Annotated in this window: 21 protein-coding genes and 1 pseudogene; 13 read left to right on the top strand and 9 right to left on the bottom strand. The window is 67.2% G+C overall.

What is annotated here, in order from left to right; translation table 11 throughout:
- From ACP7A5_RS14585 to ACP7A5_RS14565, 5 genes and pseudogenes are all read right to left on the bottom strand, one after another.
- A pseudogene (locus ACP7A5_RS14585) lies at nt 1-507 on the bottom strand (penicillin-binding protein 2); the annotation flags it as partial.
- The gene (locus tag ACP7A5_RS14580; protein WP_303696061.1) at nt 504-1022 is read right to left on the bottom strand and encodes a hypothetical protein; all 519 of its coding nucleotides are present in this window, start codon (nt 1020-1022) and stop codon (nt 504-506) included. The gene ACP7A5_RS14580 and the pseudogene ACP7A5_RS14585, both read right to left, overlap by 4 nt.
- Nucleotides 1019-2047: a rod shape-determining protein MreC gene (gene mreC / locus ACP7A5_RS14575; RefSeq protein ID WP_426042586.1), complete on the bottom strand. Its 1029-nt coding sequence runs from the start codon at nt 2045-2047 to the stop codon at nt 1019-1021. The genes ACP7A5_RS14580 and mreC overlap by 4 nt, the downstream gene beginning before the upstream one ends.
- Nucleotides 2048-2298: 251 nt before the next feature.
- Nucleotides 2299-3339, bottom strand: coding sequence for a rod shape-determining protein (locus ACP7A5_RS14570; RefSeq protein WP_303696059.1), 1041 nt, complete (start codon nt 3337-3339; stop codon nt 2299-2301).
- A 244-nt stretch (nt 3340-3583) separates the two neighbouring features.
- A complete protein-coding gene (locus ACP7A5_RS14565; RefSeq protein ID WP_426042585.1) occupies nt 3584-4303 on the bottom strand; it encodes a TVP38/TMEM64 family protein in 720 nt (239 codons plus the stop codon).
- Between the two features lie 102 nt (nt 4304-4405).
- On the opposite strand from ACP7A5_RS14565, the gene ACP7A5_RS14560 reads away from it, so the two are divergent.
- On the top strand, nt 4406-5611 hold the full coding sequence (locus ACP7A5_RS14560) for a pyridoxal phosphate-dependent aminotransferase (RefSeq protein ID WP_426042584.1): 1206 nt from the start codon (nt 4406-4408) through the stop codon (nt 5609-5611).
- A gap of 171 nt (nt 5612-5782) precedes the next feature.
- Here ACP7A5_RS14560 and ACP7A5_RS14555 read toward each other — a convergent pair whose 3' ends face one another.
- Entirely contained in the window at nt 5783-6766 is a 984-nt protein-coding gene (locus ACP7A5_RS14555; RefSeq protein WP_426042591.1) for a polyprenyl synthetase family protein, read from the bottom strand.
- A 269-nt stretch (nt 6767-7035) separates the two neighbouring features.
- On the opposite strand from ACP7A5_RS14555, the gene ACP7A5_RS14550 reads away from it, so the two are divergent.
- The 6 genes from ACP7A5_RS14550 (at nt 7036) to ettA (ending at nt 12993) form a co-directional block, all read left to right on the top strand.
- The gene (locus ACP7A5_RS14550) at nt 7036-7695 is read left to right on the top strand and encodes a tRNA1(Val) (adenine(37)-N6)-methyltransferase (RefSeq protein WP_426042590.1); all 660 of its coding nucleotides are present in this window, start codon (nt 7036-7038) and stop codon (nt 7693-7695) included.
- A gap of 369 nt (nt 7696-8064) precedes the next feature.
- Complete coding sequence (locus ACP7A5_RS14545) at nt 8065-9330, top strand: amidohydrolase family protein (protein WP_426042583.1); 1266 nt, start codon at nt 8065-8067, stop codon at nt 9328-9330.
- Nucleotides 9331-9341: 11 nt separating this feature from the next.
- Nucleotides 9342-9953, top strand: a complete 612-nt coding sequence (locus ACP7A5_RS14540; protein WP_426042582.1) for a TIGR02466 family protein — start codon at nt 9342-9344, stop codon at nt 9951-9953.
- A gap of 40 nt (nt 9954-9993) precedes the next feature.
- A complete protein-coding gene (locus tag ACP7A5_RS14535; protein ID WP_426042581.1) occupies nt 9994-10572 on the top strand; it encodes a sigma-70 family RNA polymerase sigma factor in 579 nt (192 codons plus the stop codon).
- Nucleotides 10559-11203, top strand: coding sequence for an NrsF family protein (locus tag ACP7A5_RS14530; protein WP_426042580.1), 645 nt, complete (start codon nt 10559-10561; stop codon nt 11201-11203). The genes ACP7A5_RS14535 and ACP7A5_RS14530 overlap by 14 nt, the downstream gene beginning before the upstream one ends.
- 122 nt (nt 11204-11325) lie before the next feature.
- Nucleotides 11326-12993: an energy-dependent translational throttle protein EttA gene (ettA, locus tag ACP7A5_RS14525; protein ID WP_426042579.1), complete on the top strand. Its 1668-nt coding sequence runs from the start codon at nt 11326-11328 to the stop codon at nt 12991-12993.
- A gap of 127 nt (nt 12994-13120) precedes the next feature.
- On the opposite strand, the gene ACP7A5_RS14520 is transcribed toward ettA, so the two are convergent.
- Nucleotides 13121-13540, bottom strand: a complete 420-nt coding sequence (locus tag ACP7A5_RS14520) for a protease inhibitor I42 family protein (protein ID WP_426042578.1) — start codon at nt 13538-13540, stop codon at nt 13121-13123.
- Between the two features lie 111 nt (nt 13541-13651).
- On the opposite strand from ACP7A5_RS14520, the gene ACP7A5_RS14515 reads away from it, so the two are divergent.
- The 6 genes from ACP7A5_RS14515 to metH all read left to right on the top strand — a co-directional run bounded on the left by ACP7A5_RS14515 (nt 13652) and on the right by metH (nt 21363).
- Nucleotides 13652-14584, top strand: coding sequence for a 2-hydroxyacid dehydrogenase (locus ACP7A5_RS14515; RefSeq protein ID WP_426042577.1), 933 nt, complete (start codon nt 13652-13654; stop codon nt 14582-14584).
- A 223-nt stretch (nt 14585-14807) separates the two neighbouring features.
- Nucleotides 14808-15620, top strand: a complete 813-nt coding sequence (locus ACP7A5_RS14510) for a DUF6065 family protein (protein WP_426042589.1) — start codon at nt 14808-14810, stop codon at nt 15618-15620.
- Between the two features lie 52 nt (nt 15621-15672).
- Complete coding sequence (locus tag ACP7A5_RS14505; RefSeq protein ID WP_426042576.1) at nt 15673-16650, top strand: ArsR/SmtB family transcription factor; 978 nt, start codon at nt 15673-15675, stop codon at nt 16648-16650.
- Nucleotides 16650-17618, top strand: a complete 969-nt coding sequence (metF, locus tag ACP7A5_RS14500; protein WP_426042575.1) for a methylenetetrahydrofolate reductase [NAD(P)H] — start codon at nt 16650-16652, stop codon at nt 17616-17618. Before ACP7A5_RS14505 ends, metF begins: the two co-directional genes overlap by 1 nt.
- Complete coding sequence (locus tag ACP7A5_RS14495; RefSeq protein ID WP_426042574.1) at nt 17615-18697, top strand: homocysteine S-methyltransferase family protein; 1083 nt, start codon at nt 17615-17617, stop codon at nt 18695-18697. Before metF ends, ACP7A5_RS14495 begins: the two co-directional genes overlap by 4 nt.
- Nucleotides 18697-21363 (top strand): methionine synthase, encoded by a 2667-nt coding sequence (gene metH, locus ACP7A5_RS14490; protein WP_426042573.1) that lies wholly within the window; start codon nt 18697-18699, stop codon nt 21361-21363. The genes ACP7A5_RS14495 and metH overlap by 1 nt, the downstream gene beginning before the upstream one ends.
- Nucleotides 21364-21393: 30 nt before the next feature.
- Here metH and ACP7A5_RS14485 read toward each other — a convergent pair whose 3' ends face one another.
- Nucleotides 21394-21984 (bottom strand): hypothetical protein, encoded by a 591-nt coding sequence (locus ACP7A5_RS14485; protein WP_426042572.1) that lies wholly within the window; start codon nt 21982-21984, stop codon nt 21394-21396.
- A 200-nt stretch (nt 21985-22184) separates the two neighbouring features.
- Nucleotides 22185-25241 (bottom strand): TonB-dependent receptor, encoded by a 3057-nt coding sequence (locus ACP7A5_RS14480; protein WP_426042571.1) that lies wholly within the window; start codon nt 25239-25241, stop codon nt 22185-22187.
- Nucleotides 25242-25353: the final 112 nt, after the last annotated feature.

Raw genomic sequence — 25353 nt, 5'->3', positions numbered from 1 at the left:
GGGATAGAAGCGCGCCTCGTTCATGTCCGCCATCACGCCGGGCAGTTCGGGCGCGTATAGATTGACCTTGGCGAACTCTTCCCAGCTCAGGTCGCTCTTGACCGGCACGGGGCTGAACCACGGTGCGGCGTTGACGTCACGGATGATGGCGCGGCGGCGGTCGATGGTGTCGGGCAGCAGTCGGCCCAGCAGGTCCAGCGTCTGATCCAGATCCTTGGTCTCGTCGCGCACGACGAGGACGCGGAAGCTGGGGCGGTTGCCGGCGATGGTGACCCCGTTGCGGTCCAGGATCCGGCCGCGCGGCGGCGGCACCAGACGGAAGTTGAACTGGTTCTGGCTGGCGAGGGTCGAATACTCCTGCGCCTGCACGACCTGAAGCTGGGCCAGTCGGACGGTCAAGGCCGTAACGCCCAGCGCCGTCAGCCCGCCGACCACGAACGTGCGGCGCAGGAACGAACCCTGACGCTCGTTCACATCGGCAAAGAAGATCGAAGGTTCGCCACTCATCGGAACCGCACGTCGCCGTCATCGAACCGCTGGATCATCCAGTCGGCAGCAGGGAAAAGAAGCAGGGTCGGCACGACCTGTCCCAGCAGGGACAACAGGCTGGGCGCCCGGCCTGCATCCAGTGTGACCACCAGATACGCCACGATAAAGGCCGCCAGGGCGCACAGCGCGTACCAGACGAACAGGATCTGGGTCTCCTGACCGGCCAGCAGGTTCCGGGAGGCCAGGACGACGCCATAGACCGACAGCAGGCACAGCGGCCAAAGGCCCAGGGTCCCGCCCCAGAACATGTCCAGAAACAGACCCAGGCCGAAGAGGACGGCGGGCGCGATCATCGACGGACGGATCAGCGGCCAGGCGAAGGCCAGGATCAGCGGCAGGACCGGCTCGGGCAGCTTCAGACCGAACAGCTCGACCGGCGTGGCCAGCAGGACAGTCAGGGCGATCGCGACCAGCGCGGGATAGAAGACCCACTGGGTCGGCCCGACCACCCGCATGGCAACCTGGCGTCTCACTCGGCGGGCCTCGCCGGCGCGGGGGACGGAACGGTCGGCGTCGTGGCTGGCGTGGCGGCCGCGGCGGCACGGTCCCGGCGTGCGGCAGCGTCGCCGATGGCGGCGGCAGCCGCTGCGGTCGGGGCCGGGGCCGCGCCCAGACCGGCCAAGGGAGGCGCGTTCAGGGCGTCGGGCGTGACCAGCTGGCCGAAGTCCTGGAAAAGCAGCACGCGGACATAGTCCACGGCGCCCCGGTCGCTGAACAGCTTGACCCGCCACGACCCGTCGATGCCCTTGGCGGCGACCCCGATGGGCAGGCCGCGCGGGAAGCCGCCCCCGTCGCCGGAACTCAGAATACGGTCGCCGGCCTGGACCGAGTCCTGACCGCGCACGAACTCCAGACGCGGATTGCCCGAACCGTCGCCGGTCAGCATGGCTCGGGCGTCGGTGCGATCGATCAGAACCGGCGTTCGGCTGGCGACGTCGGTCAGCAGCAGCATGCGGCTGACCCCGCCGGTCGCACCAACGACACGCCCGACGAGCCCATCCTCGTTGATCACCGGATTGCCGATGCGCACGCCCTTCGACGTTCCGGCGTCGAGCAGGCGGGCATTGATGAAGGGTCCGCGCGATTCCGAGATCGAGCGCGCCGTCGCCATGGCCACGGGCGGCTCGGTCCGCAGGCCCAGCATGGCTTCGTAGCGGCCGTTGACGTTCTTCAGGGCGATGGCCTGGTCGCGCCAGGGCCTGAGGTCCTCCAGTTCGGCGCGCAGACGGCGGTTCTCCGAAACGGCGAAGAAATAGCCCTTCACATAGTCGGTGGCGTTGCCCGCCCAGCGCACTGGCCAGGCCAGGGTGCCGTTCACGGGGCCAGCGCCGGCGTCGAAGCCCGCGCGTACGGGGCCGTAGGCCTCGACCGTCGCATCGTGGCGACGGTCCCCCACGATCATCAGGATCGATGCGATGATGGCGACCACGGTCACGACCGCGGCGGTCCACGCCAGCGGCACTTTAAGAGACTCGAACGGTCCGTCGCGAAACGCCACGGCCTAGCCTTCCAATAGAGGTCAGAATCGGCGGGACGCCACCCGCCGCTGGATGCAGCCTATCGCAAAAACCGATCCACTTTGAAACTGGCGATTAGGCCGGAATCACAAGGATTTGCTGAATCCTCTCCCCGCCGGGGGGAGGTGGCTCCAGGCGAAGCGAAGAGACGGAGCATTCAAGCGAGAATTCGTTGTCCGGGAAGGAGCCCCTCCACCACTTCGTGATCGATGGCTCCCTCCGTCAGGGAGGATCAAAGGGCCGAGTCGAGCACGCCCTTCATCCACCGGGGATGCTCCAGAACCCGACCGCAGCCAATGGCCACGCACGACAGCGGATCGTCGGCGACAGAGACCGGCAGGCCCGTGTGATCGCGGATTTCCGCATCCAGGCCTCGCAGCAGAGCGCCGCCGCCCGTCAGCATGATGCCCTTGTCGGCGATGTCGGCGGCCAGTTCCGGCGGCGTGGCTTCGAGAGCGACCTTCACGGCTTCGATGATCTGCGACACCGGCTCGGCCAGGGCCTCGGCGGCCTGACGCTCGGAGATGCGGACCTCGCGGGGCACGCCCTGCATCAGGTCGCGACCCTTGACCTCGATCGACAGGCCTTCGCCGTCGGCCGGGATTCGGGCGGTGCCGATGTCCTTCTTGATGCGCTCGGCGGTCGTCTCGCCGATCAGGAGGTTATGGTTGCGGCGCATGTAGCTGATGATGGCGTCGTCCATCTTGTCGCCGCCGACGCGAACCGAACGCGAATAGACGATGCCCGACAGCGAGAGCACGGCGACTTCCGTCGTGCCGCCGCCGATGTCGACGACCATGGACCCGGTCGGCTCGTGGATCGGCAGGCCGGCCCCGATCGCGGCGGCCATCGGCTCGTCGATCAGGCCCACGCGGCGGGCCGAGGCGTTCAGGCAGGAATCGTTGATCGCGCGACGCTCGACCGCCGTGGCGCCCGATGGGACGCAGACGATGATCTTGGGGTTCACGAATCCCTTGCGGTTGTGAACCTTGCGAATGAAGTGCTTGATCATCTCCTCGGCGACTTCGAAGTCAGCGATGACCCCGTCGCGCATCGGGCGGATGGCCTCCATGTGGCCCGGTGTGCGGCCCAGCATCTGCTTGGCTTCTATACCCACGGCGTGAACGATCTTCCGTCCACCAACGTTGCGCAGTGCGACCACGGACGGTTCGTTCAGAACGATGCCCTTGCCCTTCATGTAGATCAGGGTGTTGGCGGTCCCGAGGTCCATCGCGATGTCGTTCGAGATGGCGCCGAAGAGGGAGAAGCTCATGGGGGTCGAATACCGTTCGGTTGGGGCCTTCAAGGCGCTGCAGTTCGACCGGTTCCGGCGACGCCCCATCCGGCGCGTATCCCCATACGCCACGGATTTCCTGATCGTCCTCGCCTGACCGGCCGTGGCCCGTTTGCCCGCATGGGCAGGTGAATACAAGCCCCGATGCGGCTCGAACGCGCGCTTCCGATCACGACCAGGTTACGGCCCCGCTTGGGTTTCGACGCCGCCCGATCGGCGGAGATCAATCCCCTGCGCCGCCCGCCCGCTCGCGACGCTTCACGAGCTCCCGCACGCCCAGCATCAGCCCCACGGCAGCCACCGCGACGGCCGCGAGGATCAGCGAGGTCCAGACTCCGTCGCCGCTGACGGCGGCCACGACCGCGCCTCCAAAAAAGGCCACCAGCGCGGTCTTTGGCAGGACGCCGAGGGCGCATCCCGCGAGGAAGGCGGGAAAGGAGGCGCGGGTCGCGCCGAACGCCATGTTGACGACGATGAACGGCGCGGATGGAACGTTGCGGATCATGAAGCTGGCGTAGAAGGCGTTCTTGCCCACGAACCGTTTCAGGCGGTCCAGGGTCGCGCCGCCGAACCGGTCCAGCATCCGCGCTGTGGTGCCTCGTCCCAGCCAGTAGGTCACGCCGGCCGACGCCACCGTCGCCGCCCAGCTGTAGAAGAAGCCCAGCGACGGCCCGAAGGCAACGACGCAGGCGGCGATCAGGATGAACTGCGGCGCCCCGATGAAGGCTGCGATCACAAACAGGGCCACGGTCGCGGCAAAGGCCCACGGACTGCCGCGATACCCTTGCAGCCATCCCTCCAGGTTTTCCTCTGCCGCCAGCCCGAACTGGCTTTTGCCGAGGGCCAGCAGACCCACGGTCGCGCCGAGCAACACGGCGGCCGCCAGCGCCGTCCGCCAGCGCCGGGCCTCCATGTTCAGGATGAAGTCGAGGATGCCCTTCATGGAACGGCGGCTTAGCACCGGTAGCGGCGCGTGCGCGAGCCTCACTGTTTGATCCGTCTTTCGCGACTGCGTAAAGGAACTTGCCTCTCCCCGGGAATCGCCATGTCAGACCTGCAGTCCACCGCCCTCGCTCGCGTCCAGCCGTCCGCCACCCTCGCGGTGACCGCGAAAGCCCGGGAGCTGAAGCGCGCCGGTCGCGACATCATCGGCCTGGGCGCCGGCGAGCCCGACTTCGACACCCCGGACAACATCAAGGCCGCCGCCATCGCCGCCATCCACCGCGGCGAGACGAAATACACCGACGTTGACGGCACGCCGGAGTTGAAGGCCGCGATCGTCGCCAAGTTCGCCCGCGAGAATGGCCTGACCTACACAGCGGCGCAGGTTCACGTCGCCTCAGGCGGCAAGCCGGTGATCTACAACGCCTTCGTCGCCACCCTGAACCCGGGCGACGAGGTCATCGTGCCGGCCCCCTACTGGGTGTCCTATCCGGACATGGTGCTGCTGGCCGGCGGCGAGCCCGTCTTCGTCACAGGCGAGGAGTCGGACGGCTTCAAACTGCGCCCCGACGTGCTGGAGGCCGCGATCACGCCCCGGACCAAGTGGCTGATCCTCAACTCGCCATCGAACCCGACCGGCGCCGCCTACACCAGGGCCGAGCTTGAAGCCCTGGCCGACGTCGTGCGTCGCCATCCGCAGGTCTGGGTCCTGACCGACGACATGTACGAGCACCTGACCTATGGCGACTTCGAATACACGACCATCGCCCAGGTCGCGCCCGACCTCTATGACCGCACCCTGACGGTCAACGGCGTGTCCAAGGCCTATGCGATGACCGGCTGGCGCATCGGCTATGCGGGTGGGCCAAAGCCCCTGATCGACCTGATGCGCAAGGTCGCCAGCCAGACGACGTCGAACCCCTCCTCGATCAGCCAGGCGGCCGCCGTCGAGGCCCTGAACGGGCCGCAGGACTTCATCGCCGAGCGCGGCAAGGCGTTCGAACGCCGTCGCGACCTGGTCGTGTCGATGCTCAACCAGGCGACCGGCATACGCTGCCCGAACCCGGAGGGCGCCTTCTATGTCTATCCGTCGATCCACGGCCTGATCGGCAAGACGACGGAAGCCGGCCTGGTCATCGACAGCGACGAGACTTTCGCCTCCGCCCTGCTGGAAGCCGAGGGCGTGGCCGTGGTCCACGGCGCGGCGTTCGGCCTGAGCCCCTATTTCCGCATCAGCTACGCCACCTCGGAATCGGTGCTGGAAGAAGCGTGCAACCGCATCCAGAGGTTCGCCGCTTCGCTGCGCTAGAGCCTCTATGTCTCCTCCCCGTTCGCCGCTTGGCGGATGGGGAGGTGGCGGCGAGCCCTTGCAAGCTTACGAAGGGGTTCTTCGTGTCCGCAAGACAAGAACCCCTCCGTCTCTCCGTTTCGCTACGAGCCACCTCCCCACGCCTGCGGCGCAGGGAGGAGACGATCCAGGTTAAGCCGCGCGGCTGACCGCGAAGTCCGCCAGGCCTGCCAGCGCGTCGCGCCAGGGGCTGGCGGGCAGGACGGCGAGGGCCGCCTTGGCAGCGTCGGCGTATTCGTCGGCGGCGTCCAGCGTCGATGCCAGGGCGCCGGTGCCGACGATCAGTTCGCGCGCCCGGCGGAAGTCGTCTTCGGTCCGCTCGCCCTTGTTGATCGTGCGCTCCCAGAAGGCGTCCTCTCGGCCGCGCGTGCGGGACACGGCCAGCAATAGCGGCAGGGTCACCTTGCCCTCGCGGAAGTCGTCCCCGGCGTTCTTGCCCAGAGCCTCGGACGAGCCGCTGTAATCGAGGGCGTCATCGGCCAGCTGGAACGCCAGGCCCAGGTTCAAACCGAATGACCGGACCGCCGACGAGGTCTTCTCGTCAGCGCCGATGCCCACAGCGCCGGCTTCGGCGGCGGCGGCGAACAGTTCGGCGGTCTTGGCCGAGATGATCCGCAGATAGGTTTCCTGATCCAGGTTCAGGTCGTGGGCGCGGGTCAGTTGCAGCACCTCGCCCTGGGCGATCACGCTGGAGGCCTGGGCCAGGATCCCCAGCGCGCGAAGCTGTCCGGTCTCGACCATCAGTTCGAAGGCCCGGGCGAACAGGAAGTCGCCGACCAGGACGCTGGTCGGCGAACCCCAGATCAGATGCGCCGCGACCTTGCCGCGGCGGCGCTCGGACCCGTCCACGACGTCATCGTGCAGCAGGGTGGCGGTGTGGATGAACTCGACCGAGGCGGCCAGCTTCACCGGATTGGCCAGATCGACGTCCGCCGAGGCGGCCGTGGCGGCCCGCGCGGCGGCGATGGTCAGGAGCGGGCGCAGGCGCTTGCCGCCGGCCGCGATGATGTGTTCGCCCAGCAGGTGAATGACCGGCACGGGCGACTGCATGCGCGCGACGATCAGCGCATCGACCGCGGCCATATCGACCCTGGCCAGAGCGGCCAGGGCGTCCACGTCGCCCTGGGCCCGGGGGGCCTTGGCGCGGGGAGCGGTCAGAGTGACGGCGTCCAACGGAAAACTCTCTCAAAAACCACGACGCACGGGGAGATCGCATCGCATCGGCGCAACGACGACTTGCCGCCGCGCGTTCCGGCGGACAATGGTGACCGCGCCATGAAGGGTCAAGCCGCGTGACCGTCGCATCGTTGCCTCCGCCCCAAGCGAATCTGCTCCTGAACGGGAAGATTAGCTTGATCCAGGCCGCCGACGGCTATCGTGCGGGCATGGACGCCGCCCTGCTGGCGGCCGCCGTGCCCGCGAAGTCGGGCGAGCGGGTGCTGGAAGCGGGATGCGGCGTAGGCGGCGTGCTGACGCAGCTTGCGGTCCGGCGGCCGGGCGTTTTGCTGACAGGGGTCGAGCGCGATGCAACGGCGGCCGGACTGGCGGTCGAGAACGCGGCGCTCAACCATCTGGCGGATCGAATGGCGGTGCTCAACGCCGACATCGCCGCAGGATTCGCCGCACTGGATCGACCACGTTTCGACTGGGCCATCTCCAATCCACCCTTCTTCGACGACGAGGCGACCTTGCGGACGCCGGCGCCGGCCAAGCGCGGAGCCTGGATCGCCGACGACGGGCTGGCCGCCTGGACGCGATTCCTGAGCGACGGCGTGCGGGACGGGGGACGGATCGTCGTCATTCACCGAGCGGACCGGCTCGCAGACCTGCTGGCCCTGCTCGGCGAACGATGCGGCTCGTTCGCGATCCGGCCGGTGCAGCCGTACGCGGACCAACCCGCGAAGCGCGTGCTTTTGCAGGCGATACGGTCCGGCAAAGCCCCGCTGAGGCTGCTGCCGGCTCTGGTCCTGCATGACCGGTCGGGGGCCAAGCACGCGCCGCAGGCCGAGGTGATCCTGAGGGGCGAGGCCGATCTGGGATGGTGAGTCCAGGGAGTCCAGGGAGTCTAATCGCTTGAGAGTTTGAGGGATTTGATTGGACCCGGAGTCCAGCCTGTCCAGCTGAGTCCAGCATGTGATCTCCTTTCTGTCCGGCTGCGAAGACCTCTGCGGCCTGGATGGCATGGGATAGCGTCAGTTCCGGACGCACCGCAGGCACACACCCCTCTTTCGTCATCCTCCGGCGAGCGCAGCGGGATCGGGGGACCCAGCGGCGCCGAAGGCAATCTGTTCACGCACGATAGCCCCCACCTGCGTGTGCGGCAGGTTCGCGCTCTCGCGCGCCGCTGCGCCCCCCGGTCTGCGCCGAGAAGGCGCGGCTTGCCGGAGGATGACGAAAGACAGAAGGTCTCGCCCATGCGCCTGATCCTGATCCTCACTGCCCTCGTGTTCGCCCTGCCCGCACAGGAGCAGGACGCCTTGCTGCTCCGCCCGGAGCGGGTGTTCGACGGGATCGATCCCCGGCCGCACACGGGCTGGTCGGTGCTGGTGCGGGGAAACCGGATCGAGGCCGCAGGACCTGACCTCCAAGCTCCCGCCGACGCCCGCGTCATCGACCTGCCCGGCCAGACCCTGATGCCGGGCCTGATCGAAGGGCATTCGCACCTGTTCCTGCACCCCTACAACGAGACGTCCTGGGACGATCAGGTGCTGCACGAGCCGCTGGCCCTGCGCACCGCCCGGGCGGTCAACCACGCCCGCGCCACCCTGATGGCCGGGTTCACCACGGTGCGCGACCTCGGCACCGAGGGGGCGGGCTATGCCGACGCCGGTCTGCGTCGGGCGATCAACGAGGAGATCGTGCCCGGCCCGCGCATGCTGATCGCCTCACGCGCCATCGTCGCCACCGGCGCCTACGGCCCGAAAGGCTTCGAACCCGGCGTCGAGGTCCCGCTGGGCGCCGAGGAGGCCGATGGCGCAGACCTGGTCCGCGTGGTCCGCAGCCAGATCGGGGCGGGCGCCGACCTGGTGAAACTCTATGCCGACTACCGCTGGGGCCCGGGCGAGCCGAGCCGTCCGACCTTCTCCCAGGCCGAACTGACCGAGGCGGTCGAGGCCGCCCACTCCGCCGGACGCCAGGTCGCCGTTCACGCCGGTACGGCCGAGGGCATGCGCCGCGCCATCCTCGCCGGCGCCGACACCCTGGAGCACGGCGACGCGGGAACGCCGGAAATCTTCCGCCTGATGGCCGAACACGGGGTGGCGCTGTGCCCCACCCTCGCAGCTACCGACCAGATCACCCGCTATCGCGGCTGGAATGGCGCCGAGCCCGCGCCGCAGAACGTCCTGACCAAGCGTTCCGCCTTCGCCGCCGCCCGCGCAGCCGGGGTCGAGATCTGCATGGGCGGCGACGTCGGCGTCTATGAGCACGGGAACAACGCGCTGGAGATGGAGCTGATGGCCGCCCAGGGCATGCCCGCTGCCGAGGTCCTGATCGCCGCCACATCGGGCAACGCCGCCATCTTCGACCTGACCGACCGGGGCGCCGTCCGGACGGGGTTGCTGGCCGACCTCGTCGCCGTCGAGGGCGACCCGACCGCCGACATCTCCGCCGTCCGCGCGGTGCGACTGGTGATCAAGGACGGCCAGATCGCGCGCGACGAGAGGACCGCAGCGCGCTAGAGGCCTGCCCCATGTCCCTGCGCCCCCTCTTCGTCACCCAGGTCTATGAAGCCTCGCTCGCCGCCGTCCCCGGCTTCGACGATTTCAACGTCGAACTGGCCGAGGCCTGCCGCATGCTGGCGGTCGAGGACGGCGCCGGTCGCGCCTGGTGCAAGGCGCATGGCTATCGCGGCTACACCTCCTACGGTTCGCTAAACGATCTGCCCCACCGACTGCCGGAGTTCGCGGAACTCAAGAAACATCTGGACCGACACGCCCTGGCCTATGCACGGGGGCTGAACTTCGACCTGGCCCGGAAGCCCCGGCTGGACACGATGTGGGTCAATATCCTCAAGCCCGGCGGCGCCCATTCCGGCCACATCCACCCGCACGCCTTCCTCAGCGGCACCGTCTATGTCGAGGTCCCTGACGGCGCCTCGGCCCTGAAGCTGGAGGACCCGCGCCTGCCGATGATGATGGCGCGCCCCTCGGTCGATCCGGACGCGTCCGAGGCGGAGCAGCCCTTCGTCTACCTCGCACCCCAGGCCGGCACGGTGCTGATGTGGGAAAGCTGGTTGCGCCACGAAGTGCCGATGAACGCGGCCAAGGCCGACCGCATCTCGATCAGCTTCAACTACGCCTGAATGTAACTTTGACCGTGAGCCCGGCGAACAGAGGACGACCGTGTCCGATCGAGAAGCTCACCTTCGCGCCCTGATGCTGCGTGGCCTCGATGGCGATGCAGGCGCGTGGCGCGTGCTGCTGACCGATCTGGGCGCTCATTTTCGACCCTTCTTCGCACGCCGGTTGTTCGGTGGGGGGGCCGACGCCGAGGATCTGGTGCAGGAAACCCTGATCGCCATCCATGCCAAGCGGACCACGTGGGACCGGAACCAGGCCTTCACCGGATGGGCCTTCGCAATCGCGCGGCACAAGCTGATCGACCACCTGCGTCGTCAGGGTCGTCGCCCGACCCATCCCCTCGACGAGGCATCGGAGCTGTTCGCCGATCACACGGTCGAGGACGGCGCGACCCAGGCCGACCTGTCGCGTTGCCTGTCCCTGCTGCCGACGCGCCAGCGCCGACTGATCGAGGATGTCCGCCTGAAGGGCCTCAGCGTCGCCGAGGCGGCCGCCAACCACGGATACACCCTGACCGCCGCTAAGGTCAGCATCCACCGCTCGCTGAAGTCGCTGAACGCCCGCTACGCCCCCCAACCTGCCACGGCCGAGACGGCCGGGACCGCGTATGATGAAGACTGAAGACCTGATCAAGGCCCTGGCCGTGGACCTGCCGCCGTCCGGCAGCCGCCAGATCGAACGCCGCATCCTGCTCTGGATGATTCCCGCCGCCCTGATGGTCGTTGCAGGAGTCGGTCTGTGGCTCGGCTTCCGCAGCGACCTGGCGACGGCGATGATCGGCCCGACGTTCTGGGCCAAGGCCGCCTACACCTCCGCGCTTTCGGTGATCGCGTTCTGGCTGCTGGCGCGGCTGGGACGTCCGGGGGCCAGCGCCAAAGCGCCTCTGTTGTTGCTCGGCGGCCTGCTGGCGGGTGTCGCTGGACTGGCCATCTACGACATCGTTTCCATGCCGATGCCGGAGCGGATGCCCGCCCTGATGGGCGACTCGGCCCGTGCCTGCGCACCCAACATCCTGATGCTGAGCGCCCTCGCCGCGCCGTTCGTATTCTGGGCCGCGCGGGCCTTCGCGCCGACGCGGCCGACGCTGGCCGGGGCGGCCGCCGGTCTGCTGACTGCCGGGTTGGCCACGACCCTCTACGGCCTGCACTGCCCTGAACACACGGCACCCTTCGTGGCGGTGTGGTATTCCATGGGCATCACCTGCGCGGCCGCGATCGGGGCCGTGGTGGGGCGGTTCCTGTTCCGCTGGTAGGAGGGCGTCGCCGCCTTCAAACCGCCCTCCCCTGCGCCTATGTCGTTTGCCAGCACGCGTCGGGGTCGCTACATCCCGCGCCAACCTCCCCACGACATCACGACAGGGCGAAACCGCACCTCATGGCGCAGCAATATATTTTCCAGATGCAGGGCCTGACCAAGGCCTTTCCCGGCGGCAAGAAGATCTTCGAGAACATCTGGCTGAGCTTCTACAACGACGCCAAGATCGGCGTCGTCGGCGTCAACGGCTCCGGCAAGTCCACCCTGCTCAAGATCATGGCCGGCATCGACCCGGAGTTCACCGGCGAGGCCAAGGCCGCCGACGGGATCAAGCGCGGCTATCTGGAGCAGGAACCTCACCTCGACGACAGCCTGAACGTCCGCGAGAACGTCGAGGCCTGGTGCGAAGAGAAGCAGTGGGTCAACCGCTTCAACGCCATCGCCGGCGAGATGGCCGAGGAATACACCGACGAGCTGATGGCCGAGATGACGGCCCTGCAGGAAAAGATCGACGCCGGTGATGTCTGGGACATCGACAGCCGCATCGAGATGGCCATGGACGCCCTGCGCTGCCCGCCCGACGACTGGGAGACGACCAACCTGTCCGGTGGTGAGAAGCGCCGCGTGGCCCTGGCCCGCCTGCTGCTGTCCAAGCCCGACATGCTGCTGCTCGACGAACCGACCAACCACCTCGACGCCGAAAGCGTCGCCTGGCTGCAGCACCACCTGGAAGCCTTCCCGGGCTGTGTAATCCTGGTCACCCACGACCGCTACTTCCTTGATCTCGTTACGAAATGGACGCTCGAGCTCGACCGCGGAAAGGGCATTCCCTACGAGGGCAACTACTCCAGCTGGCTGGAACAGAAGCAGAAGCGCGTCGTGCAGGAGAACTCGGAATCCGAGGCTCGCCAGCGCGCCCTGACCCGCGAACTGGAATGGGTGCGGTCCGGCGCCAAGGCCCGTCAGGCCAAGTCCAAGGCCCGTCTGGCCGCCTATGAGCGGATGGTCACCGAGCAGGAAAACCTGCGCGGCGCCCAGACCCACGCCGTCATCCAGATCCCGCCTGGTCCGCGCCTCGGCAATGTCGTGCTGGAGGTCGAGGGCCTGCAGAAGTCGTATGGCGACAAGCTCCTGTTCGACAACCTGACCTTCAAGCTTCCGCCCAACGGTATCGTCGGCGTCATCGGCCCGAACGGCGCCGGCAAGTCGACCATGTTCCGCATGATCACCGGCCAGGAACAGCCTGACGGCGGCACGATCAAGGTCGGCGATACGGTCAAGCTGGCCTATGTCGACCAGTCGCGCGACTCGCTCGATCCCAACAAGACCATCTGGGAAGAGATCTCGGGCGGCACCGACGTGATGATGGTCGGCAAGCGCGAGATCAACACCCGCGCCTATGTCGGTTCCTTCAACTTCAAGGGCGGCGACCAGCAGAAGAAGGTCGGTCAGCTGTCGGGCGGTGAGCGCAACCGCGTCCACCTGGCCAAGACCCTGGCCACCGGCGGCAACCTGATCCTGCTCGACGAACCGACCAACGACCTGGACATCGAGACGCTGCAGAACCTCGAGGAGGCCCTGGAGGAGTTCGCGGGCTGCGCCGTGGTCATCTCCCACGACCGCTGGTTCCTGGACCGGCTGGCGACCCACATCCTGGCCTTCGAGGGCGACAGCCACGTCGAATGGTTCGAGGGTAATTTCGAAGCCTACGAGGAAGACAAGAAGCGCCGCCTCGGCACCGACGCTCTGATCCCGCACCGGATCAAGTTCCAGAAGTTCGGGCGCTAGAGCCTGATCGTTTGAGACGGAAGCGCTTCGCGCTTCTGTCGAAAGCGTGACTCAGGCTCTCGCTTATATCTGGAGCAGGATCGGCAGCAGGACCGGGCCAGCCAGCGGCACCCTGTCCCTGCCGGTGTCAGCGGACCGTGATCGTGTAGGTCGCTGTCTCGGCGGGCGCGTTCGTTTCCCATGAACGGCGGTAGGTGAAGGTCAGGGTGGTCGTGCCCGGTCGTCCGGTGCGGAAACGCCACGACGTGGCGCCGCCGACCCCGACCATGCCCGTCGGATGGGGATCGGTGACCTCGTCTCCGAAGGGCGCGCCCGGGAGCAGCAGGTCGTCATGGGTCCCCGCGACCTGCCACCGATAACCCGTGGTGCTGTTGCTCGGCAGTTCGATCAGCAGGGTCTGGCCGACCACCAGCGTCGTGCGCCCGTCGCGCACCCCCAGCACATCGCCGGTCGCGGCGGCGGGCGCGGGCGAGGATTCGCCGGGGCCGGCGTTGCAGGCGGCGAGGGCGAGAAAGGAGGCGATCATCAGGCCGGGCATACTGGTCATGGCGCGATCCTCGTCTCCTGCCGGACAAAGTCAAATGTCTAAACCTGTCGACGGACCAGTCGGGAAGCAGGCGGCATTTGCATGCGGCGGCTCGGTGGCTAGGTTGGACGGATGCCCCATCGCCCGCACATCCTGATCATGCACTCGCCGCTCGGGCTGCTCACGCCTGTGCTGGAGAGCGCCTACGACGTCCACCGGCTATGGGAGCATCCGCCGGTGGAGGCGCAGGGGCTGATCGAGGCGGCGGTTGTGCTCGGCGAGGCGCCGCTGGACACGGCAGTAATCGAGCGGCTGCCGAATCTGAAGCTGATCGCCTGTTTCACCTCGGGCTATGACGGCATCGACCTGGACTGGTGCGCGGCGCGGGGCCTGCCCGTGACCCATGCCCCGGCGGTGAACCACGAGGATGTGGCCGACCATGCGCTGGGGCTGATCCTCGGCTCGGTGCGGCGGATCGCGGACGGCGACCGGACGCTGAGGGCGGGCGGATGGACGATGGACGAGCGGCTGATCACGCCGTCGATGAAGGGGCGGCGGGTCGGCATCGTCGGCCTGGGTCTGATCGGCGAGGCGGTGGCGAGACGGGTCGAGGTCATGGGATGTCCGGTCGCCTGGTGGGGCCCGAGGGCGAAGGACTCGCCATGGCCGCGCGCGGAGTCGCTGCTGGAGCTAGCGCGGGACAGCGATGTGCTGGTGGTGGCCTGTCGGGCGGATGAGACCAACCGGGGGCTGATCTCGGCCGGAGTGATCGAGGCGCTGGGGCCGAACGGGGTGCTGGTCAATGTGGCGCGCGGCTCGCTGGTGGACGAGGACGCCCTGATCGACGCGCTGAAGGCCGGCCGGCTGGGCCAGGCGGCGCTGGACGTGTTCGAGACCGAGCCGACGCCGGCGGCGCGCTGGGCTGACGTGCCCAATCTCCTGCTGACGCCGCATACGGGGGGCGCGACGTCGGAGGCGGTTCAGGGAATGCTGGTGCTGCTGATGCGGAACCTCGCCGCCGCCGTGGCCGGGGAGCCGTTGGTGACGCCGGTGGTTCGCAGCTAGTCAGCATCGCTCTTTTCCCGTGCATCCCCGCGAAGGCGGGGACCCAGGTTTTGGCCTCTTCCCCGGCCATGCGCAGCGCTGCCCCCAAACGTCCTGCCTCATAAAAGAACTGGGTCCCCGCCTTCGCGGGGATGCACGGGATGGGTAAGGTGCAGCCATCCTCTCTCAGAGATTATTTGCATTGACCGACGCAGCCGCAGCCGCCGACGCTCAGACCACAGCCCTGACGCTGGAATGCTATCCGATGCGGGACGACCCGCCGCGCATGGTTCCCGGCCGGCCCGAGCGCGACTGGATGGACGAGTTCGCCGGGCGGCATCCGTATCGCTGCCTGCCGCTGACCATGGCCAACACCACGGGGTGGGAGCTGCTGTGCCCGTTCGGGTTCGAGGCCGAGTGGGACGGTCGGATGGGGGCGGATTCGATCACCTTCCGGCCCGATGCAGACGCGCTTTATTTCGATCATTTCGCGGCCTCGCACTTCACCGAAGGGGTGCTGACGTTTCACACCGGCTGGCTGTTCCGGACGCCGCCGGGCTGGGCGATGCGGGCCTCAGGCGTGCCGAACCGGTTCAAGCACGGGATCCAGGCGCTGGAGGGTCTGACCGAGACGGACTGGCTGCCCTATCCGTTCACGATGAACTGGCGTTTCACCGCGCCCGGCGTGATCCGGTTCGAGAAGGACGAGCCGTTCTGTTTCCTGCAGCCGATCCAGCATCGGCGGGTCGAAGACTTCATCCCCGTCCGGGCCAGCATGGACCCCGAGGGCGATCTGGCGCTGCAGTACCGGAAATGGTCGCAGGTGCGGACCGACTTTAATACCCGTATGGCCGCCGGAGACCCGGAGGCGATCAAACAGGCGTGGCAGCGGTTCTATTTCCGCGGCGAGTTCCCCGACAGGATCGCCGAGGCGCCGGTCGAACATGTCAACAAGCGCCGCCTCGCCCCCCTGCCCGACGCCCCGTCGCCGGAACCCGCACCGCCGTCGAAGGCGCACGTCCGGTTCAGGACTTGGACCGCGACGAGGAAGGCCTGACCGACGGTTTCCGTCTTCCCATCATATAAGGATATCCTTATATGATTACCCAATGTCGCTGACCGCTGATCAGACTGTCGAAGCCCTGCGCGCCGCCGGCGAGCCGACGCGTCTGCGCATCCTGTCGCTGCTGGCCGGCGAGGAACTGTCGGTGATGGAGCTGAGCCGGGTCCTGGAGCAGAGCCAGCCGCGCGTGTCGCGTCACCTCAAGCTGATGGCCGACGCCGGCCTGATCGAGCGATTCCCGGACGGTGCCCGCGTCTTCTACCGCGTCTCGCACGAGCTGCTGGCCCGGCGGCTGATCGACACGGTGCTGGACCTGCTGGACGACGGCGAAGGCGAGGCGGATCACGGGCGGCTGGAGGCCGTGCGCGACGAGCGGGCCACCGCCGCCGCCGCCTATTTCGAGCAGGTCGCGCCGAGCTGGGATCACATCCGCTCCCTCTATGTGTCCGAGACGGCGGTGGAGAGCGCGATCGAGCGCGCCGCCGGGCCGGGACCGTTCGAACGGGTCGTCGACCTGGGTACCGGTTCGGGCCGGATGCTGACGCTCCTGGGCAAGAAGGCGAAGATGTCGATCGGCCTCGACCTGTCGCAGAATATGCTCAACATCGCCCGGGCCAATGTCGTCAAGGCGGGCCTGGAGAAGGTCGAGCTGCGCCATGGCGACATCTTCGCGACGCGACTGCCCGCCGGTTCGGCGGATCTGGTGCTGGTGCACCAGGTGTTGCACTACCTCGCCGATCCGGGTGCTGCGGTGGCCGAGGCGGCGCGGCTGGTGTCACCCGGCGGCAAGCTGCTGATCGTCGATTTCGCGCCGCATGACCTCGAGCGGCTGCGCGAGGAGCACCAGCATCGCAGGCTGGGCTTCGCCGACGACGAGATCGGGCGCTGGCTGGCCGAGGCCGGCCTGGACGCCTCCGCCTCCATCGCCCTGCCCCCCGACACGGCCGGGCTGACCGTCACCATCTGGACCGCGACACGACCTGCCGTCGCATCAAGGGCCCACGCTCTAAGGAACCTCGCCTGATGGCCGCTACAGTTTCTCCGCTCGCCGAGGCCCGCGCCTTGCTGCTGTCGCCGCTGGGACCGGTCGCCCGCGCGGGCCAGAACGCCAATCCGGTGCGCGTCTCGTTCGAGTTCTTCCCACCCAAGACCGACAAGGCCGAGGAGACCCTGTGGCAGGCGGTGCGCCGGCTGGAGCCGTTGAACCCCGCGTTCGTCTCGGTGACCTACGGCGCCGGCGGCTCGACCCGCGAGCGGACCCACCGGACCGTTCAGCGGATGCTGAACGAGACGACGCTGAAGCCCGCCGCCCACCTGACCTGCGTCGATGCCAGCCGTGAGGAGGTCGATGAGGTGATCCGCGACTACAAGTCCATCGGCGTGAACCATATCGTGGCCCTGCGCGGCGATCCGCCGGGCGCGGACGGCATCGGCGGCGCCTATCAGCCGCGCGCGGACGGCTATGCCAACGCGACCGAACTGACCAAGGCGATCAGCCGCGTCGGCGGCTTCGACGTCACGGTCGGCGTCTATCCGGAACGGCATCCGGAAAGCCCGTCCATCGACCACGACATCGACGTGCTGAAGGCCAAGATCGACGCCGGGGCGACCCGCGCGGTCAGCCAGTTCTTCTTCGACATCGACGCCTTCCTGCGCTTCCACGACCGGGTGCGGGCGGCGGGCGTGACCATCCCCCTGATCCCCGGGATCATGCCGGTGTCGAACTTCGCCGGCCTGGTGCGGATGTGCGGATCGTGCGGCGCCTCTGTGCCCGGCTGGTTGGCCGCCCACTTCGAAGGCCTCGACGACGACCCCGAGACCCGCAAGCTGCTGGCCGCCTCCGTCGCCGCCGAGACCTGCGCCCGTCTGCAGGAAGAGGGCTTCTCTGACTTCCACTTCTACACATTGAACCGCGCCGACCTGGTCTATGCGATCTGCCGCGTCCTCGGTGTCCGCGAACAATCCTCCCCCGTCGGGGGAGGCCTGGCATGACCCGCGCCGAACGCATCGCCGCCCTGCACAAGGCGGCCAGGGAACGCATCCTCGTCCTCGACGGATCGTGGGGCGTGATGATCCAGCGCGTCGGGCTCGACGAAGCCGACTTCCGCGGCGACCGCTTCGTCGAGGCCAATGGCTATAACGAAAAGGACCAGATGAAGGGCAACAACGACATCCTGTGCATCACCCGCCCGGATGTCATCGCCGACCTTCACGACCAGTATTTCGCCGCCGGCGCAGACATCTCGGAGACCAATACCTTCTCCGGCACCATCATCGCCCAGGACGACTACAAGCTGGATGAACAGGCGGTGTGGGACATCAATCTGGAGGGTGCGAAACTGGCCCGCGCCGCCGCTGACCGCTGGACCGAAAAGCAGCCGCACAAGCCGCGCTTCGCCGCCGGTTCGATCGGGCCGCTGAACAAGATGCTGTCGATGTCGTCGGACGTGAACGACCCCGGCGCGCGCCTGGTCACCTTCGACCAGGTCTATGACGCCTATCGCCATCAGATCCGCGCCCTGAACGCGGGCGGCGTCGACCTGTATCTGATCGAAACCATCACCGACACGCTGAACTGCAAGGCCTGCATCAAGGCGATCAAGGACCTCGAGGACGAGGGCATGGAGGCCCTGCCGATCTGGATCTCGGGCACCATCACCGACCGCTCGGGCCGGACCCTGTCGGGCCAGACGGCCGAGGCCTTCTGGAACAGCGTGCGCCACGCCAAGCCTTTCGCCGTCGGCTTCAACTGCGCGCTGGGGGCCGACCTGATGCGACCGTTCATCGCCGAACTGAGCCGCGTCGCCGACACCCTGGTCGCCGCCTATCCCAATGCCGGCCTGCCCAATGCGATGGGCCAGTACGACGAGGAGCCGCACGAGACCGCCCACTCGATTGAGGAATGGGCTGCGTCCGGTCTGGTCAACATCGTCGGCGGCTGCTGCGGCACGACGCCCGACCACATCAAACACACCGCAGATGCGGTCGCGAAACTGCCGACGCGGGAAATCCCCGAGCGGCCGGTGGCGATGCGCCTGTCGGGTCTCGAGCCTTTCGAACTGGTAGCCTGATGCGCCCTGTCTTCATCAACGTCGGCGAGCGGACCAACGTCACCGGTTCGGCCAAATTCAAGAAGCTGGTCATCGACGGCGACTACTCCGCCGCCCTCACCGTCGCGCGCCAGCAGGTCGAGGCCGGCGCCCAGGTCATCGACATCAACATGGACGAAGGCCTGCTCGATTCGAAGCAGGCGATGATCACCTTCCTGAACCTTATCGCGGCCGAGCCCGACATCGCCCGCGTGCCGGTGATGATCGACTCGTCCAAATGGGAGGTGATCGAGGCGGGCCTGAAGTGCGTCCAGGGCAAGCCGATCGTCAACTCGATCTCGATGAAGGAGGGCGAGGACGCCTTCCGGAAACAGGCCGTCAGTTGCCTGCGCTACGGCGCCGCCGTGGTGGTCATGGCCTTCGACGAGGTGGGCCAGGCCGACACTGCCGCGCGCAAGATCGAGATCTGCACCCGCGCCTATCGCATTTTGGTGGACGAGGTCGGCTTCCCGCCCGAGGACATCATCTTCGACCCCAATATCTTCGCCGTGGCGACGGGGATCGAGGAGCACGACAACTACGCCGTCGACTTCATCGAGGCGGTCAAGGTCATCAAGGCCACCCTGCCCTACGCCCGGATCTCGGGCGGGGTGTCGAACGTCTCGTTCAGCTTCCGCGGCAACGAACCCGTGCGCCGGGCGATACACTCGGTCTTCCTGTACCACGCCATCGCGGCGGGCATGGACATGGGCATCGTCAATGCCGGCGACCTGCCGGTCTATACCGACATCGAGCCGACCCTGTGCGAGGCCGTCGAGGATGTGATCCTCAATCGCCCGCAGCGGACCAATGTCTCCAACACCGAACGGCTGGTCGACCTCGCCCCCAACTATAAGGGCGACAAGGGCGTGGCGCGCGTCGTCGATCTGAAGTGGCGCGACCAGCCCGTCGGCAAACGGATCGAACACGCCCTGGTCAACGGCATCACGACCTTCATCGACGCCGACACCGAGGAGGCTCGCCTGTCGTTCGACCGCCCCCTGCACGTCATCGAAGGCCCGCTGATGGACGGGATGAACGTCGTCGGCGACCTGTTCGGCTCAGGCAAGATGTTCCTCCCGCAGGTGGTGAAGTCGGCCCGCGTCATGAAACAGGCCGTGGCCTGGCTGGAGCCCTTCATGGAGGCTGAAAAGGCCGGCAAGCCGCGCGAGCAGGCCGGCCGCATCCTGATGGCCACGGTCAAGGGCGACGTCCACGACATCGGCAAGAACATCGTCGGCGTGGTCCTGCAGTGTAACAATTACGAGGTCATCGACCTGGGCGTCATGGTCCCGGCCGACCGAATCCTGGACGCCGCGATCGAGCACAAGGTGGACATCGTCGGCCTGTCCGGCCTGATCACCCCGTCTCTGGACGAAATGGTGTTCGTGGCGCGAGAGATGCAGCGGCGCGGCTTCGACATCCCCCTGTTGATCGGCGGAGCGACGACCAGCCGGACCCATACGGCCGTCAAGATCGAGCCCGGCTATCAAAGCGGTTCGACCACCTATGTCATTGACGCCTCGCGCGCCGTGGGCGTGGTCTCGGGCCTGTTGTCGAAGACCGAGCGGGCGAAGAACGAGGCCGTCACCCGCGACGAATACATCCGCATCCGCGAACAGTACGCGCGGGGCCAGGAGGTCAAGGCCCGCGCGACCCTGCCCCAGGCCCGCGAGAACCGGTTCAACATCGACCCGACCCAGACCATGCCCGGCAGGCCGTCCTTCATCGGCGTGAGGGCCTTCGACAGCTGGGACCTTCAGGACCTCGCCGACCATATCGACTGGACGCCCTTTTTCGCCAGCTGGGAGCTGATCGGCCGCTATCCGCTGATCCTCGAGGACGAGATCGTGGGCGAGGCGGCCAAGGACCTGTTCGCCGACGCGCAGGAGATGCTGAAGCGGATCATCGACGAGAAGTGGTTCACCGCCAGGGGCGTGGTCGGCTTCTGGCCGGCCAACGCCGTGGGCGACGACGTGGCCGTCTACGCCGACGAGAGCCGGACCGAGGAAATCGCCCGCTTCCACACCCTGCGTCAGCAGATCAGGAAATCGAACGGCAAGCCGAACCTGGCCCTGTCCGATTTCGTGGCCGAAGAGGGCCAGGATTACATCGGCGCCTTCGCGGTCACCACGGGCCACGGCGAACTGGAGGCCTCGAAGCGGTTCAAGGACGCGGGCGACGACTATTCCGCCATCATGGCCTCGGCCCTGGCGGACCGTCTGGCCGAGGCCTTCGCCGAACGACTGCACAAGGAGGTCCGCACCCAGCTGTGGGGCTACGCCGCAGACGAGGCGGCCTCGGTCGATGAGCTGATCGCCGAGCAGTACCAGGGCATCCGCCCGGCGCCCGGCTATCCGGCCCAGCCCGATCACACCGAGAAGGCCACCCTGTTCCGCCTGCTTCAGGCCGAACAGAACGCCGGCATGGCCCTGACCGAAAGCTTCGCCATGACGCCGCCGGCTTCGGTCTCGGGCCTCTATTTCGGCCACCCCGGCAGCCACTATTTCGGCGTCGGCAAGATCGATCTGGATCAGATCGAGGACTATGCGGCCCGCAAGGGCTGGGACGTCGCGACCGCCGAACGCTGGCTGTCGCCGATCCTGAACTACGAACCGGGCGCCGCGCCGAGGGTGGCGGCGGCCTGAGGATCCTTCTCCCCTTGCGGGAGAAGGGCGTTACTCCGCCTTCGGCACGCCCACCTCATCCAGACCGGCCTGATCCAGGGTCACCGGCGGCGTCGTGATGTTCTCGCGCACCCGGCGGGCGGCGTGTTCGCAGCGGCCCGGCAGGCCGAAGAACAGGCCGAAGGCTTCGCTCCGGGCGCGTTCGTCCTCCTGCGCCTGCAAGGGAACCCATTTGGCGGCGGCGTCGGCCTCGGCCGCGCGGGCGGCCGCGAGGGTCGCGGGGGTCTGGCGGCTCTGGCCGGCGCGGAGAGCGTCCCGGAAGTCCGCCGCCTCCAGCCCGCCCAGACGGATAATGTCGCGATCGAGATCGTCGGCGCTCGTCAGGCTGCGGCCGAGCGCGATATGCCCCTCCACCAGGGCCGCGCACCAGGCCACCAGAGGATAGTCCTGTTCCGGCGCGCCGCGCGGCAGGGGCGTCTCATAGGCGATGGCCTCGCGCGCCCGCAGCGCATCGACGCTCTCTCCGGCATCGCGGGCGGTGACGACCGGGCCGTCATCCTGTTGGGCGAAGGCGGGCGCCGCGGCCCCGGACTGAACGGCGAGGGTCAGGACGAGGAGCGAGGCGGCAAGACGAAGGCGCATGGACGGTCCGTGATCTCTGTTCAGGGGTATCGCCCCACCCAACGCGTGAAGCGTCGCAATGGTTTTTCTGCGGCGCCCGTTGTCCGAAAAAAAAGGGCGGCGGACCTGAAGATCCGCCGCCCAGTCATGCTCATGCAGCCAAGTCGTCGGGCCGGAGCCCGTGGGATGCCAGCCCGAGGCCGGCATCCCTGCAGTTTCGCTTAGAAGGAGTAGCGGACGCCCAGGTAGGCGCGGCGGGGGGCAACCCACGCGTTTGCCTCCTGGAACCGATAGACGCCGTCGCCGCTGATCAGCTTCATCTCGTCCGTGGCGGACTGTTGGTCCAGCACGTTGAAGACGTCGAGGAAGAACTCGGCTTCACCGATCGGCAGATCCTTCACATACTTAAGGCGCATGTCGAAGGTGGCGTAGGACGGTCCGGTTTCCGAACCGATACCACCTGGCAACAGATAGTATTCCTGCACGCCGCCGAACACCGAGGTGGTCGAGGCTTGCGGGGCAAAGTAACGGCCGCTGACCGACTGAGCTGGCGTGTAGATCGCGCCGCTGTTCCAGTTGAACACACCAGACATCTGCAGACCGAAGTCGAAGTCGTACGAACCATAGGCCTTAAACAGGTGTTCAATGTTGCCCGGTTGCGGTCCGTATGTATTCGGCGCGCGCGGATCGAGGAAGATCACGTCGCCCTGGAAGTCGGCGTTACCGTCCGAGTTCGTGTTACCCTCAGCGTCATTGTAGGTGTACGACAGCTGACCGTTCCAGTTGTCGGTCTTGAACTTCGTCAGAGTGACTTCGAAGCCGGTGTAGTTGCGCTCGCCGCCGGCCAGAGTGCCCAGGATGTAGTTGGCATTGGGAACACTGGTGAAGCCGAAGTACGAGTACGGCAGGTAGAAGGGCGAGCCTGGGAAGGCGACGCCCGAGGCGGTCGGATCGACAGGGTCGCCGTCGATCGCACGGGCGTTCGGATCCGAGAAGATCGCCAGATCGTAGTCCTCGAAGATGTCACGCGTCTGACGACGGGTGGCCGAGACGGTCAGGCCGATGTCGGAGCCGAAGGTCGTCGAGTAACCGATCAGGAACTCGTCGGTATAGGGCGTCTTGGTCGACGGACCGAAGACCGAGTCCGGCACAACGGCGCCGCCGCGGGTCCGGAACGTGACCCAGTTGCCGGCGACGTTGATCTGCTCGTCCGTGATCGGGCCCGACAGGTTGCCCGCGAAGTTGGTCATGTCGTTGCGGATCGGGTCATAGTAGCGACCGGCGAAGCCGAAGATCTTCGAGCGACCGTCGCCGAACAGGTCGTAGACCACGCTGAGGCGCGGGGCCAGTTCCCACTCGAACGTGAACAGCTTGTCGCCGCCCGAGCTGTAATGCGACCACTCCTCGGCGCGAACGCCGGCGTTCACGGTCAACTGGTTCAACGTCCAGGTGTCCTGGAAGTAGGCGGTCTGGCCCTTGCTCTGCACCGAGTAAGGCGCATTGACCGAGCGCACGGCGCGGTAGGCGTTGACGTTGCCGTACGGGTTGCCTGCGGTGTTGGTGAACCGATAGGCGTTCACTTCCGCCGTCGTGATCGTGCCGTTGTTGTCGGTGTCCAGCGCGGCGCGCGCGCCGGCATTGGTTGCGGCAGCGGCGATGATCCGCGGCACATCGGTCGAGGCGAACGGACGAGCCGTCCAGCCCGAGGCGGCAGTGGTGTAGTCCAGGAAGGTCGCGCCGGCGTTGGCGAGAGCGATCGAGGTGTAGGTCGCGCCGCCCGGAACCGTCGAGTTGCTGGAGAAGGTGTTTTCCGAGTTGGTGTAGCCCGCCTTGAAGGTGTGCGTGCCCCAGGACGTGTCCAGGAAGTATTCCAGGTTCACGCCGAACTCTGCACGATCGCGATGGGTTTCGCTGTTCGAGCCGAAGCCGCCCAGCGAGCGCTGGGCCAGGGTCGAGCCGGCCCCACGGAATGTCACGTTGTCCCGGACCGATTGATCGGCCGCCAACTGGCTGACTTCGCCTTCGTGCTTGAAGTAGTAGGCGTTGACCAGCAGGTCGTTCCAGGTGCGGGTGTAGTCGAACCGGTAGTTGTCGCCGCCCTGGATTTGGGTGCGGTCTCGATTGTTCAGCACCGTCGGGTTCGAGGAACCCGAGATTTCCGTCGGGTCGCTGAAGAAGCTGGCGCTCAGACGATCATCGTCGGTGACCTGCCAGGTGAGTTTGCCGAAATAGAGCTCGGAGTCGTTGGCGACGGAACGGCGAACGGCGCCGGTCGTCGGATCCAGGACTTCGTCTTCACGATGCTTCTTCTGGTACGAACCGAAGAACCACAGGCGATCGCGCAGGAGCGGGCCGCCCAGGGTGACAGCTGAGTCGTAGGTGCTGAAGCCGCCCGAGGTTCTGTGCTGGTCGTTGGCGACCAGACCATCGTTCTGGAGGTAGTAGTTCAGCGAGCCGTGCCAGTCGTTCGAACCCGACTTGGTGACGACGGTCGAGATCAGGCCGGAACCACCGGCGTACTGAGCGGGAACGCCGCCCACGATGACCTGTTGTTCCTGAATGATTTCAGAGTTGAAGTTCGAACCGAAGGTGCCCGTGGCCGGGTCGGTCACGTCCACGCCGTCCAGGTAGTAGACGTTGTCGGTCGAGGTGCCGATGGTGCCGCCGACGTCCGAATAGTTGACGCCCGAGCGCGACGAGGGGTTGCCGCCGCCCGGCTTCACGCCCGGGATCAGCTGCAGGTACGACTGGTAGCTACGGCCGGTAGGCAGCGATTCCACGACGTCCAGCGTCAGGGTGGTGCCGACGGTGGCCGAGGTCACGTCGATGGCGGCCAGCGAGGTGCCGGTCACGATGATGTCGTCGACGTTGCTGGCGTTCGACGGGCCCGTGCCGCCGATCAGCACGTAGCCGAGCGACAGGTCACGGCCGGTGACGACGGCGACGTTCTGGGCGCTGAAGTCCGAATAGCCCGCAGCCGAGACGGCGACGGTGTAGTTGGTGGCGGGGTCCAGGTTGGCGATACGGACGCGGCCGTCGGCGTCGGTCACGCCGGAGCGGCTCACCAGGCTGTCAGGCGAGCTGACCATCACGGTCGCGCCCGACAGGGGGCCGTTGTCGCCGGTCACGGCGATACGCAGCGAGCCGGTCTGGGACTGGGCCAGAGCGGTGGTCGGCGCGACCAGTGCGACCACGGGCAGGGCTGCGAGCGCCGCGAGGGCTACGCCTCCCATCATCGTGGTGGCGAGCATGCGCTGCCGAATGGATTGGATTCTCAAAATCGTTCTCCTGAAACGATGGCGCAGCCCTCCGCCGCACCGACTGGTCATCGCGCGACTCACATTGTCGCAGGACTGATGCAACGTTAGGCCCGATGAACTTTGCCGCGCT

Origin of the sequence: Brevundimonas sp. TWP2-3-4b1 (assembly GCF_049897665.1) — a bacterium.
Lineage (GTDB): Bacteria > Pseudomonadota > Alphaproteobacteria > Caulobacterales > Caulobacteraceae > Brevundimonas > Brevundimonas subvibrioides_B.
Note: the sequence above shows the minus strand (reverse complement) of the source record. Positions and strands in the feature narration are given on the sequence as shown.